Here is a 13,589-nt window from a genome sequence, read left to right on the forward strand (position 1 = left end):
GAGTGCCACTGCTGGGCTTGATCATCGCGTTCCTGGCTGGCGCATGCGCGCAACCGGTGAAGGTGAGGTTGCCCGAGCCGCTGGATCCGGTCTATCCAAAGGTTTCGGCGACGGCACAGGCGTTGGCAACTGGAACGCCGCCTTCAGAGGCGCTCAGACGTAGTCCCACTCCTACTCCGCCGGGTGTGGGTTCGGCTGCTTCGGGTTTGGGCGTTTATGAAGGCATGCCTCCCGTGAAGGGTGGGCCCGTCAATGCAAACATTGAAGGGGTGCCGGTCCCGGCATTCATCAATGAGTTCTTCGGGAATATCCTGGCCGTCACCTTCCAGATGGACCCTGCCGTCGCCAAACTCAACGACCTCGTCACCCTGCGCACGTCCGGTCCGCAATCGCCTGCCAATTTCTATCGCTTGGCGGTGCAGGTTCTCAAGGCATACGGCGTGAGCACCAGCTACGAAGACGGTCGTGTACTGTTCAGGCTGAAGTCGCAAGGCGGCGATTTCGAGCCACCGCTGGTGCTGAGCGGTCGCACGTTGCCGCAGGTGCCGGTGACTCATCGCCCGATTTTCCAACTGGTGGAACTGCAATCGGTGCGCACCTCCGACGTGAACCAGTGGCTGAGGACCGCGTTCAAGACCGACGGTCTGGAGATCCAGGATGACCTCAACCGTAACGCGGTTGTGCTCTACGGCAAACCGGACATCGTGAGGCAAGCCGTTGCCGCCATTCAGGTGCTGGACCGTCCCTATATGAGAGGTCGTGTCAGCACCCGTCTCGAGCCTGCTTTCGTGACGGCGGATGAATTGGCCAAGCGGCTGGTCGATGTACTGGTGGCCGAAGGGTACGGAGCTTCGATCCATACCGGCCAGGGTGTCATCCAGTCGACAGCCGTGGTGGTCTTGCCGCTGTCATCCGCCAATACCGTGCTGATCTTCGCGGCCGATGCCGGCGTGCTGGAGCATGCGGTGGAATGGGCACGGACAATCGATCATCCCAACCCGACTGCAGGCGCCGACAGTTTGTTCTACTACCTTGCCCAGAACACCAGGGCTGAGGATATTGCCAAGACATTGAATGGAGTGCGTGCCGCGGCGGCGCAGCCGGTGGCTGCCGCAGTGCCTGCACTTGCAGGTCCGGCAGCAGTGGCAGTAACCCCGGCGGCGGCAGGTGGATTGTCCGGGGGACGGCTGGTGGTGGATGAACCGCGCAACGCGCTGATCTTCCAGGGGCCGGCATCGGATTGGGGCAGGATCCTGCCGCTGGTCAAGCAGATGGACAAGGCTGCGCGCCAGGTGATGATCGAGGTCACCATCGCCGAGGTGAGCCTGGACGACAACGAGGAGTTCGGAATTTCGTGGCTGGCAAAGAATGATGTCGGACGTTTCAACGGCACTCTTTCCCAAGGCGTATTGGCGGGTGCCACCAGCGGTTCCAGCGGACTCACTTACCTGCTCGACGTAGCGGGCCAGACTCGGGCCCAGTTGCGCGCGTTTGCCGAAGACAACCGCGTCACGGTGCTTTCGACGCCCAGGTTGATGGTCAAGAGTGGCGCGGAGGCGAGCATCGATGTCGGAACGGAAGTGCCTACGGTTTCCTCACAAAGCACATCGCCACAACAGACTCAAGGCACTTCAAACCTCCTGCAGACGATCCAGTACCGCAAGACCGGCATCATCCTCAACATCAAGCCGATCATCTACTCCGACAATCGGGTTGACCTCGAAATCCGGCAGGAGGTCAGCGAGGCGCTTCCACTAGGCACGAATTCCGCAGTGCAATCGCCCTCGATCTTCAATCGGGCTGTCAGCACGAGCTTGAGCCTGCGCGATGGCAGTTCCATCTTGATTGGTGGCTTGATGTCCTCGCGCATGACCAACGCCGACTCGGGCGTCCCCTATCTCAAGGACATTCCGATCCTCGGCAATGTGTTCAAGTCTCAGACTAAACGCAAGAATCGTACGGAGCTGATACTGATGATCGTGCCGTACATCGTCGAGTCCGACGATCAGGCGACCGCCTTGACCCGCTCACTGGGTGAGCGCTATGAATTGCTGGAGCTACCCAATTCGACGGTGCCTATCAATATCAAAGTGGTACCGAGCACTCCGTCACCGCCATGATTCGTTCAGGTGACCGATGCTGCTGAGCCGGCGACCTGGCGAGTGCTCAACGGCGATACTTCCATGGATTTTGTAGCGAATGACTGAAATGGCGACTGGCCCCACGGGATTGGACGGTGTGGCCACTGCATCGCATGGCTTGCTCATCCTTGGCATGCACCGCAGCGGGACCTCGCTTCTCGCGCGCTTGATCCAGCATTGCGGCATCGACATCGGCACGCGCTTGATCGGTGGCAGCGCCGGCAACGAAGCCGGTCACTGGGAGGATGCGGTGGCCGTTGAGCTGCATGAGCGCCTGTTGGCTGCAATGGGGCGACGCTGGCATGACCTGCCGGTCCCCACGCCAGAGGCGATCGCTGCAGCGGCCAGTATCGATGTGCGTCCCACGCTGGCTGGCTACCTGTCACGAGACAGAGGTACGCATCGCAACTGGGCGGTCAAGGACCCTCGCTTGAGTTTGTTCGCAGGCCTGTGGGTGGATGCGGCGCGTGCGCCGGGCATCCACTTGGCGGGCTTGCTGATGGTGCGTGACCCTGTGGAGGTTGCCCAGTCCCTCGCAGTGCGTGACGGACTATCGCTTGGGCAAGGGCAATTGCTGTGGCTGGAGTACACGTTGGCGGCAATGGAGCAGGCCCAGGGCATCCCCTTGGCCGTATCCACTTACGATCAACTGATGGACGAGCCTGGGCGAGTGCTCGATCGGATTCGCTTGCTGCCGGGCTGGGGCGCTCTGTCATGGGATCGTGAGGCACTGCAGGCAATCATCGAGCCAAGCCAGCGCCACCATCACTCTGATGCCGAGCGCAGTGCCGAACTTGTCCCGCTGCCGATCCGGGAACTATGGAAGGCCCTGGTCTCCGTGGCACATGGGGACGGTATCTTGCCGGTGGGGTTTGCCGCGGAGTGGCGCGAGCGGCTTTCGCCGTTTCTTTCGCTTGCGGGAAGCCTGGCCGCGGCCTGGCGGGTGACCGAGCACAGGCTTTGGGAACGCGTGGCCCGAGCCGAGGCAGCGCCGGACGTCCACGCTGCGGTGGAAAGCCGGATCAGCGGATTGGAGCTGGCCCAGCAGAACCATCATCAGGAACTGGTTCGGGTGCTTTCCCACGATATAAAGGGCATGCAGGAAACCGCAGCCAGGCATCAGGCAGCGGCGGCCACGGCTGCCGCGCATTTGCAGGCTGCGCGGGATGCCGGACCAGCGCTTGCGGCGCTGGCGGACCGGCTGGGCGCACTCTCGGACACCTTGGCAAGCTCGCAACAGCAGGCTCTTGAATGGCAGCAGGTAGCTGTGGAGCAGCGAGAGCGCGCGGACGCACTCGTTGTTCAGCTGGGTGAGCGGCAGCAGAGTTTCCAGGCGCTGGAGCGCCAGCTGGCCGAACGTCAGGCGGTGGTCGAGGCACACCAGGCGCGGTTGGATAGTCAGGCCCAGGTTGCCGACGAGCTCCAGCGGGAAGTGGGTTCTCTCAAGCTGCGGTCCACCAGTCTGGAAGGCGAGCTGGAGGATGTGCGGTCTAATAGCGACTCGCTTTCGGCCGAGCTTTCCGCTTTGCGAGCAAAGAACGACTTGCTCTGCCTGGATGCACGCACGCTTGCATACGTGGTCCGCTCGCGATCCTGGCGATGGACGAAGCCACTGCGGGCAGCGATGCGACTGGTGCGCGGAGACTGGGGTACCAACGAGTCGGCAATCCTGAAAAGTTTGGTCCGGCGAGCGCTGGTCAGGCTTCCTGGTCTCTCCAAAGCGACCAGGGTTAAATTGATCGAGCAAAGTTTGCCGATGGGAAGCAGGGCGATCGCGCCGAGCAGTCTTCCCGATCAAGCCCTCGCAACGGCAATGCACTTGGCCCCGGCAGTGGAAGGCCGTGCTGATGTTTTCGTTTGGGCGGTGATCGACTGGCATTTCCGGATGCAGCGTCCGCAGCATCTGGCGCGCTCACTCGCAGCCCGCGGACACCGCGTGTTCTATATGTCCAACAATTTCGTGGACTCGGCTGTGCCGGGATTCCACCTGGACCCGCTGGACGAATCCGGGCGGCTGTTCCAGGTCCACCTGAAACAGGAAGGCGCACCTGCAATCTACTTCGGGCTTCCGGACGACAAACAGGCGCAAGCCCTGCATGCGAGCCTGTCCGAGCTGCTGGCTTGGACCCACACGCGCGCGTCGATCTCCCTCGTCCAGCACCCCTACTGGCGTCCGCTTCTGCGCAGCCTGCCCAACGCCCGGCTTGTATACGACTGCATGGACCACCACGGCGGCTTTGAAAACAACGCCGCATGCGTGCTTGAAGCCGAAGGCGCGATCATTCGCGACGCTGATCTGGTCATCGTCACGTCCTCCTGGCTCGAGAAGGAGATCGCGCCGATTGCTCGCGCCAGCGCCATGGTCCGCAATGCGGGTGAATATGAGTTCTTCAGCGCTGTGCCCGACGAGGTGTTCCGGGATGCGCGCGGCCGCAAGGTGATCGGCTATTACGGCGCCATCGCCGAATGGTTTGACCTCGACCTGATCAGAAACCTGGCCCTGTCGCTACCGGACGTGCTGGTGCTTCTGGTCGGAAGCGATACTGCCGGCGCCGCTGCTGCGCTGTCCGATGTGCCCAACGTGGAGTTCACTGGCGAGGTTGCGTATTCCCGATTGCCATACTACCTCCATGCTTTCGATGTCGCGCTGCTGCCGTTCAAGGTCCTTCCGCTTACCCTCGCGACGAACCCGGTCAAGGTTTACGAATACCTCGCAGCAGGTAAGCCGGTAGTCACGGTCGACCTCCCGGAAATGGTCCAGTTCGAAGGGCTGGTGAAAGTGGCAAGTGCTGAGGGCTTCGTTGATGCCGTGGCCGAGCAGCTGACATGTGAAGCTGATCCGACCCAGGTCGCTGCGCGCAGGACGTTTGCCGCCGGGCAGACGTGGGACCACCGGGCGGCTTCACTCGATCACGCTTTGGCGGTGATCGAGGAGCCAGTCGTTAGCGTGGTGGTGCTGACCTACAACAACCTGGCTTACACCAAGGCCTGCCTTTTCAGCATCGAGGCCTACAGCGACTATCCGGCGCTGGAAATCATCGTAGTGGACAACGCGTCCAGTGATGGCTCAGCGGAATGGCTGCGCAACTGGGCAGAAGAGCCGTCGGCAGCGGGTCACCGCCGGCGCTTGGTCCTCAACGAGGAAAACCTCGGGTTCTCGGCGGGAAACAACGTGGGTCTGGCCGCTGCCACCGGCGAGGTGCTGATCCTGCTCAACAACGACACCTACGTGACGCCGGGCTGGGTCCGCACATTGTGTGCGCACCTGCGACGCGACCCACGCGTGGGGCTGGTGGGACCGATTACCAACAACATCGGCAACGAGGCCCGAATTGAAATCCAGTATTCGGACATGGTCGAGATGATCCAAAAGGCCGGTCAGTACACGCGCGCCCATGCGGGCCGATCGATCCCGTTGCACAACGCGGCGTTCTTCTGTGTCGCGATGCCGCGTGAAGTTTACGAGCGGGTTGGACCCATGGACGAGGACTTCGGCATCGGCTTCTTCGAAGACGATGACTACTGCCGCCGCGTGCATCTGGAGGGTTTCCAGGTGGCTTGCGCCGAAGACGTGTTTGTCCATCACCATCTCTCGGCCAGCTTCGACAGTCTGGGTGTCGAACGAAAACAGATCCTGTTCGAGAAGAACAAGGCCATCTACGAGGCGAAGTGGGGGCCATGGCTCCCCCATGTTTACCGTGGTCCAAGACCGTGATTCTCGCTTCGCATCACATGCCCGCCAGCAGGGTGAAGTTGCTTGTGGTTTTCGCCGCCTCGTTATTGACGTTCGCAGCGTTTTTCAATGCGGCCGCCTATATTGCCTATGCCGGGAATCCACTGGTTTCATCGGATGCGTGGTACTTCATTGATGCATTTCTGCAGCATGCATTGGATGTAGGGCCAAGTATTGCGGACTTCTTCGTCAAGCGCGATGTAACGGACCACGCCCAGCCGCTGGTGAAGGCGCTGCTATTGTTCAATGCACAATGGTTGGGCCTGGACTTCGTGTTCGAGGCGATCATGGGCTTGGTTTTCGCCTTCGCGACCTTCGTGATCCTGGTTGCCGGCACATGGGCCGATGCACGGAAAATGCAGCCACCGTGGTTGCACGGCCTTGCCATCGCTTCTATTGCAGCCGTACTCGTCACGTTCAACAGCGGGCTTGTTTTCAGCTGGTCACTGGTCACCCTCAGCTACATCTACTACGCTTTTGCTGCGCTTGGAGGGGTATTTGCCTGGCGAGCGCTGGTACACCGCCGCTACACCGGGCTCCTCGTCAGTTCGTTGCTGACTGCATTCCTGTTCGATGACGTCGGCATCCTGATATCAACGGCCGTGATCATCGCGTTGGTACTGGCGGCGGCAAAAACCCATCGATGGCGCAGAGGATTGCTCGCCATCGGGTTGGTCGTAATGAGCGAGCTGGCCTACCTGGCTGTCAGCCATGCATACCTTCAGCCCGCGGCGTTGTCCCCAGGCGACGACGGAGGGATCTTGGCGGCCGTGCAGCGCATGTGGGCACTGCGAGTTGGTGCGCTGGAGATTGGTCGAATCGTGTTGGGTACGACATTGGCGCATGTGTTCCAACTGACTTATTACTTCCCTGGCCGGGAGTGGTCCGTCCAGGCTGGACTGGCGGCCATCGCGTTGCTGGCCCATGGGTGGTTTTGGTGGCGAGCCTGGCGTTGCACCTGGAACGCGCCGTTGTTCCTTGCTGTGGCCCTGATGCTGTTTTTCTACGCAATGGTTGCGGGGATCATTTACGTGCGGGTACCCGAGTACGGCATCAACTACCTGCACGACCCGCGCTATGCGGTGATCTACCTGCTCAGTAATGTTTCCTTGATTCTGATGGTATTGGGGCAGCCACTGCGCACGGCAAATACAATCGTTCGAGCGATGGTCGTGCTTTCGTTGACGTTGCTGATCGCCTTGCAAGTTCTGCTAGCCAACTTCACTTGGTACGAGGCACCCTTCCTTGCGTCCTACTATCATCAAATGGCCCGTGAGATGCTGGTATTGGGCGAAGGCAGGATGCCGGCGTCCTGCGTGCCGATCCTGACGGTTTGCCAGATGCCACCGGAGAAACGCGAAGCTGCGATGGCTTTCCTGAAGCAACACCATCTCAACATCTATTCGCGGGAATTCGTATCCCGCTACGGACTGCAGAAGCTGGTCACGGATACACCGGACTCAGCACGATAAAGCCTGATGCTCAGCGGACATCGTTCACCTGACTCGCCGTCCGGCCCGCTGCATCAAGGCAAGTGAGCCGAACGGCGCATCCGGAACGTTGCTGTTTCAGCAAGCCTTGCCTTTGATGACGATCGTGTTCAGGACATTCCCGTTCGAATCCTTGAGCTTGAACGTCAGTCCAGGCTTGAGCCATGGGCCAGTCTCGAGAGAGCCGACCAAACCCTGTTCCGCAAATGGCGAATCTTTGCCGGCGTCATCGACGACAAAGATGCCCAGCTTGGTGATCTTGGGGTCGGTGACGTTCCAGTGCAGCGTCGTGCGAACCCCGGCGGCGATGTCGCAAGTGCGCACGAATGCGGGTGACGCGCAGAAGGCGCAGGTGGCGGTGTCGACTGCCGGCTCGTCGGCAGGTGCCGCGGCGGTTGCTGCGGCGACGGGTGTCTGGTCGCCTGCCGTCGGCGAAGAGGTGTCCGCGGCTGGGCGGTTGCACGCAGACACGGAGCAAACGAGAAGCAGTGCAAGTAGGACGCGCATAAAGTCTCCTGGGAAATTGGGTGGGCTGTTATACAACTGGAAACCGGACTCGAACGTGAGGGACCAACGAGACAGTGGGCCTAATCGAGCAACAACAGGGCTTTGTCTGCCGCTGCCAGGACCTCGTCCATGTGCTCTTCGAGGCCCATCCAGAGCGGCATGCGCACCAGTCGGGCGCTCAGGTCGTCGGTTACCGGCAGCTCGCCGGAGGCACGACCGAAGCGCAGGCCGGCCGGGGACGAATGCAGTGGTATGTAGTGGAAAACCGTGCCCACGCCCGAGTCGTTCATGTGCTGGATGAACGCAGTGCGCTTTTCCAGGCTCGGCAGCAACAAATAATACATGTGTCCGTTGTGGGTGCAATCGGCCGGGACGATCGGGCGCCGCAGGCGGCCCGCCGCCTCATGGCCGGTGGCCCACTCGTGGTACCGGTCCCAAAGCGCAAGGCGCCGCTGCGTGATCTGCGTGCCGGCGTCCATCTGGGCGGCCAGGAATGCCGCGATCAGTTCGCTGGGAAGGTAGGAGGAGCCGATGTCGACCCAGGTGTATTTGTCGACCTGGCCACGGAAGAACTTGCTGCGGTTGGTTCCCTTCTCGCGAATCACCTCGGCCCGTTCGGCGTAGTGCGCATCCCGGCACAGCAATGCTCCACCCTCGCCCGAAATGATGTTCTTGGTCTCGTGGAAGCTCAGGCAGCCAAGGTCACCCAAGGTTCCCAATGGACGGCCCTTGTAAGTGGAGAAGATTGCCTGGGCGGCGTCCTCGACGACGGCCAGGCCGTGCCGTGCCGCGATGGCCAGAAGCGTATCCATTTCGCAGGACACGCCGGCGTAATGCACCACGCAGATCGCGCGCGTGCGTGGTGTGATTGCTGCCTCCACCAGCGATTCATCGAGGTTGAGCGTGTCCCGCCGAACGTCGACAAACACCGGCACAGCGCCGCGCAGGGCGAATGCATTGGCGGTCGAAACGAACGTATACGAGGGCATGATCACCTCGTCGCCGGGCTCGAGGTCCAGCAGGAGTGCACTCATTTCCAGCGCCGCGGTACAGGAATGCGTGAGCAGGGCGCGGGCTGCCCCCGTTTGTGCTTCCAGCCAAGCGTGGCATCGCTTGGTGAAGGGGCCATCGCCCGAGAGATGGCCGTTCGCGTGCGCCTCTGCGATCAGCTGGAGCTCGCGCCCCGTCATGTACGGCCGGTTGAAGGGAATCATGCGGGGATTTTCTCGGCAACAATCAAGCGGGTACCTCCAATCGGAAAACGGACACCCATCCGGATCAGGAACCGTTCCACTGCCATGATGCCTCCGAGGGTGCGGTTGAGCCAACCCGGCAGCCTGAACTCGCGGAACGGATCCTGCTCACGGGCCTTGTTGCCCTTCACCAGGCGGGATGCAGCGAGCGCGGGCAGCAGCAGCGCGACAAAGGAAGTGCTGAAAATTACCCGGAATCCGTTGCGACGCAACTTGTCTTCCAGTTCCCTGGGCTGGTAGCGGCGGACATGATGCGCGTACTCATCCTGCACGCTCCACAGCCATGGATGTTGCGGAACGGTCAACAGGATCCTGCCGTCCGCGCGTAGCGCACTGCGCACCTGCTGGAGCACTTCCTCGTCCTCGGTCACGTGTTCCAGCACGTCGAATGCCCCAATCGCGTCGAAGTGGTCCACGAACGGGATGTGACGCGCATCCATCTGCATGAACCCCGCTTGCGGCAGTCGCCGCGCTGCGATCTCAAGGCCTTCCACGAAGATTTCGGAACCTTGGCAGCGCATGCCGGGGTACTCCCGTGCAATCGCCCCAAGCACGAACCCCGTGCCGCAACCAATCTCGAGGAAATCCCCCCGAGCAGGTACATAGTCATCGATTGCATCAAGGATCAACGCGTTGCGTGCCTTGAACCAGAAGTTTCCAGCCTCGAGGGTGCTCAGTTCCACATAGTGGGCTGGATCGTATCCCGGCGCCTCTCCGGCCAGGATCGGCGCATACGCAGGAAAACCATGGATCGATTCCGGGGCGTACCCGCACTGCGGACACGTGCCTCCGTCATGCGGGCATCCGCATGGCAAGCACGCGTTCAATTCAGCCCTGCGACCACGATGCCGGCCACGATCAGGCACACGCCCAGCATCTTGGCGGTGCTGATGGGCTCGGCGAACAGCACCCCGCTGCCAAGGACCACAATGACGAACGCGAACGCCGTGAATGGATATGCAACGCTCAACGGGAGTTTAGTCAGCGCCAGCATCCATGCCACCGATGCCACGAGCGCTGCCAGCAGCCCGCTGGCAATCCAGGGATTCGTCAGCAGGTGGAAAATGTAGATCGCCTTCTGGTCCAGTCCCGCCGGAATGGGGCCCGCCATGGCGACTTGCCACTTGATCACGAATTGACCGTAGACGGTGAGCAGGACGGTGGTGGCAACCAGCAGGTATCCGATCATCGATGGGTCACCGGTTGGCCAGCAGATCATTGTAAGCCAGCACGCAGGCGCGCCCGTGCGCATCCGTGATCGTCGCCACCGCTTGTGTGGTGCGGGAACCCGGCGAGGACCGGTAAAGGATGCGAAGCCTGTGCGCCTGGCCAGCAAGCACGGGTCGCAGGAACGTCATGTTGGCTCGCAAGTACAGGGTGCCCGCGCCTGGAACTTCGGTCCCGAAGATCCTCGAGAGCTCTGCGCCGGCCAGCATGCCATGGGTGATGCGCCCCTCAAAGCCGGCGGCGCGCGCCTTGGCGTCGTCAAGGTGCAGCGGATTGGTGTCTCCCGATGCCAGGGCGAAGCGTTCCACCTGATCGTTGCTGAACAGTACCTCGCGCTCCACGATGCGGTCGGCGGCGCTGAGCATGGCGTTGACGTGGAAGGTATCCAGCGCACGCGCCAGCACGAACCCCTCTCGCGCCCAGACTTTCTGCACGGCGTAGTTCCAGACCTGGGTGGAAACCTCCATCTTGCCGAAGCCGCGCGCCTTGAATTCGGACTGGGTGTGGCGAATGAGGTCGCCATACAGGCCGCCGCCGGCATGGGCGGGATGCACCCCGTACAACACGCCTTCGCAGGTGCTGGCGTGTTCGTTGAATTTGCAGCAGGCGAACGCGACGATAGCGCCATGCCGCCGGGCGACCCAGGTGATACGGTCGGTGCTGGAGGTATCAATGTATCCACCCGCCCATTCCAGGTAACCCGCCAGGATCCGTTCGGCCGGAAAGTTCGGGTTGGCGTGGTAGTGACTGGTGTAGCCGACGAACGTAGTCTCCACCAGTGCCTGCAGTTCCGCGGCATCGGTGATCGTGGCGATGGAGAACGCGAGATCCTGGTTGCGCAGCGCACGCGGTACGTGAGTGCCGAGGTCCAGCGTGTAGTAAACCAGGGTGTCGGCGTGCAGGGTGGGCAGGCCGTGGCGCGACAGGCGCGACGAGGCCGTCCGCAGGCCCGCGGGCAGGCGGATGATGGCCACGTCGACGCTGTCGGCAATGATCTGCCCAACCAGCCGCTTTTCCTCCAGGTCGTCCATTTCCGCACGCGATATGCGAAGCCCGAAGCGTTCAGATTCCAGTGCGGAATGACGCAGCGTGGAGAGCTCACTCATGCCGGATCTTCCGCGTTGGCGGTGCGGTCGGCAACCACGTAGTAAGGACGCTGCTTGGAGGCATTGAACAGGCGACCGAGATACAGGCCGATGATGCCAACGCAGAAAGTGACCACGCCCCCCAGCAACCAGATCGACGCGATGATGCTGGTGAAGCCCGCGACGGCAACGTCGCCGATGCTGAAGCGATAGACGCTGACAAGTACGATCACGAGCGCAAACACCGAGAACCACAGGCCGGTCTGCACCACCAGCCGCAAGGGTTTGTCGGAATACGACAGCACAATGTCCGTCGCAAGGTTGATCAGCTTGCGGAGGCTGTATCCGCTTCGGCCAGAGGTGCGCGGAGCATGTTGCACGGGTACCGTCGTCATCGGCAGGCCGGTCCACTTCACCATCAGGGGAAAGCAGCGATCCCGCTCGGGCATGCGGTTGACGAGATCTATCGCCCGTCGGCTGAACACCCCGAAGTTGGCGGTAGTGTGGTCCTGGGGTACGCCGGTGAGGTAGCCCAGGACGCCGGAGAACGCGCGCGAAGCAAGTCGCTTGCGAAGGCCGTCCTGCCGCTGCTCGCGTGACGCGAATACGATGTCGTAGCCTTCGCGCGAACGTGCAAGCAGTCGAGGCATCTCCTCGGGTAGGTCCTGCAGGTCGCAGTCCAGCAGGGCGACGATGTCGCCACGCGCGTGCTCGATCCCCGCGGCAATCGCGTAATGCTGCCCGAAGTTACGCGACAGGCGCAGGCCCTTCACGCTGGAGTGCGTTGCCGCGAGTTCAAGGATGCGCGGCCATGCATTATCCGGGCAGGCATCGTCAACCAGGATGATCTCCACCGCATCGCAGCGGCCATCAACCGCACGCAGCAGTCGCTCCACCAGGTCTTCGAGACAGGGTGCACATCCGTAGACGGGCGAAACAATGCTCAACAGGTTAGGAATCGCACGCAGATGCAGCAGTGCGTCGGCATTGACTGGTTGTATCGCCACTTAACGACCCCCGCGCCCGGAAGTTGCCAGTATGGTGGCGATCCGCGCCGATGCGTGGCCGTCGCCGTAGGGATTGTGGGCCAGCGACATGGCCCGGTAAGCGTTGCCGTCGTCGAGCAGGCCGGCCACCGCGTTCACGATGCTTGTGGGGTCGGTCCCGACCAACCTGACGGTGCCCGCGGCAACCGCTTCCGGTCGCTCGGTGGTATCGCGCATGACCAAGACGGGCTTCCCGAGTGACGGCGCCTCTTCCTGGATGCCGCCCGAGTCGGTCAGGATCAGATGCGCTTGCTGCATGAGGTAGACGAACGGCAGGTAGTCCTGCGGTTCGATCAGATGGATGTTGGGACGATCCGCCAGCAGCCGCAAGACTGGCTCCTGGACATTGGGGTTGAGGTGCACCGGATAGACGATCTGCACGTCGTCGCGGCCAGCCAGCTCCGCCAGTGCCGCGCAGATGCCCTCGAACCCCGCCCCGAAGTTCTCGCGCCGGTGCCCGGTGACCAGGATCAGCTTGCGCCTGGTATCGAGGAAATCGAACCGCGCTGCCACCTCACGGGCAAGCCCGGCGTCGGCGTCGAGCAGGGACGCTACTTGCAGCAGTGAATCAATCACGGTATTGCCGGTCACGTGCACGCCAAGGCCGGGAATGCCTTCGCCGAGCAGGTTGTCGCGTGCGGCGGCAGTGGGGGCAAAATGCAGGGAGGCAAGCGGCGAAGTCAGGCGGCGATTCATTTCCTCGGGCCAGGGAGACTGCAGGTTCCCGGTACGCAATCCCGCCTCAACGTGTGCCACCGGGATCTTGGCGTAGAACGCCGCGAGCGCGCTGGCGAACGTGGTGCTGGTGTCTCCATGCACCAGCAGCACGTCTGGACGTGACGCCGCCAGGACGTCCCGCATGCCCAGCAGGATGCGGGCGAACAAGGACTCCAAATCCTGTCGCGGCTGCATTAGGTTGAGGTCGTGTTCCGGCACGATGCGGAACAGCGTGAGGACCTGGTCCAGCATCTGTCTATGCTGGGCCGTCACTGCCACGCTGACGCGCACGTCGTCGCGCTCGCGCAGGGCCAGCACCACGGGCGCCATCTTGATGGCTTCGGGACGCGTCCCCAACACCACCATCGCGTGCAGGCGTGCGTCCACCAC

At 62.1% G+C, this 13,589-nt stretch carries 10 protein-coding genes; 3 read left to right on the top strand and 7 right to left on the bottom strand.

Going from position 1 to position 13,589, the window contains the following annotated elements:
• The first annotated feature begins 17 nt into the window (after positions 1 to 17).
• The 3 genes from PSV05_RS13750 (at position 18) to PSV05_RS13760 (ending at position 7,346) form a co-directional block, all read left to right on the top strand.
• Positions 18 to 2,120, top strand: coding sequence for a type II secretion system protein GspD (locus PSV05_RS13750; protein WP_300066273.1), 2,103 nt, complete (start codon positions 18 to 20; stop codon positions 2,118 to 2,120).
• Positions 2,121 to 2,343: 223 nt separating this feature from the next.
• The gene (locus PSV05_RS13755; protein WP_300066276.1) at positions 2,344 to 5,856 is read left to right on the top strand and encodes a glycosyltransferase; all 3,513 of its coding nucleotides are present in this window, start codon (positions 2,344 to 2,346) and stop codon (positions 5,854 to 5,856) included.
• Positions 5,811 to 7,346 (top strand): hypothetical protein, encoded by a 1,536-nt coding sequence (locus tag PSV05_RS13760; RefSeq protein WP_300066278.1) that lies wholly within the window; start codon positions 5,811 to 5,813, stop codon positions 7,344 to 7,346. The genes PSV05_RS13755 and PSV05_RS13760 overlap by 46 nt, the downstream gene beginning before the upstream one ends.
• Before the next feature lie 96 nt (positions 7,347 to 7,442).
• On the opposite strand, the gene PSV05_RS13765 is transcribed toward PSV05_RS13760, so the two are convergent.
• The 7 genes from PSV05_RS13765 to wecB form a co-directional block, all read right to left on the bottom strand.
• Positions 7,443 to 7,871, bottom strand: coding sequence for a hypothetical protein (locus PSV05_RS13765; protein ID WP_300066281.1), 429 nt, complete (start codon positions 7,869 to 7,871; stop codon positions 7,443 to 7,445).
• Positions 7,872 to 7,951: 80 nt separating this feature from the next.
• Positions 7,952 to 9,085, bottom strand: a complete 1,134-nt coding sequence (gene rffA, locus PSV05_RS13770; protein WP_300066284.1) for a dTDP-4-amino-4,6-dideoxygalactose transaminase — start codon at positions 9,083 to 9,085, stop codon at positions 7,952 to 7,954.
• Positions 9,082 to 9,807 (bottom strand): class I SAM-dependent methyltransferase, encoded by a 726-nt coding sequence (locus tag PSV05_RS13775; RefSeq protein WP_300066287.1) that lies wholly within the window; start codon positions 9,805 to 9,807, stop codon positions 9,082 to 9,084. Before PSV05_RS13775 ends, rffA begins: the two co-directional genes overlap by 4 nt.
• A 140-nt stretch (positions 9,808 to 9,947) precedes the next feature.
• The gene (locus tag PSV05_RS13780) at positions 9,948 to 10,313 is read right to left on the bottom strand and encodes a hypothetical protein (RefSeq protein WP_300066290.1); all 366 of its coding nucleotides are present in this window, start codon (positions 10,311 to 10,313) and stop codon (positions 9,948 to 9,950) included.
• A 7-nt stretch (positions 10,314 to 10,320) separates the two neighbouring features.
• Entirely contained in the window at positions 10,321 to 11,457 is a 1,137-nt protein-coding gene (locus tag PSV05_RS13785) for a bifunctional GNAT family N-acetyltransferase/hotdog fold thioesterase (protein WP_300066292.1), read from the bottom strand.
• Positions 11,454 to 12,443 carry a glycosyltransferase family 2 protein gene (locus PSV05_RS13790; protein ID WP_300066295.1) on the bottom strand — a complete coding sequence of 330 codons (990 nt, stop codon included), beginning with the start codon at positions 12,441 to 12,443 and terminating at the stop codon, positions 11,454 to 11,456. Before PSV05_RS13790 ends, PSV05_RS13785 begins: the two co-directional genes overlap by 4 nt.
• Positions 12,444 to 13,589, bottom strand: coding sequence for a UDP-N-acetylglucosamine 2-epimerase (non-hydrolyzing) (wecB, locus tag PSV05_RS13795; protein ID WP_345782264.1), 1,146 nt, complete (start codon positions 13,587 to 13,589; stop codon positions 12,444 to 12,446).

Source organism: Thermomonas sp., assembly GCF_029945965.1.
In the GTDB taxonomy this organism is placed as follows: Bacteria; Pseudomonadota; Gammaproteobacteria; order Xanthomonadales; family Xanthomonadaceae; genus Thermomonas.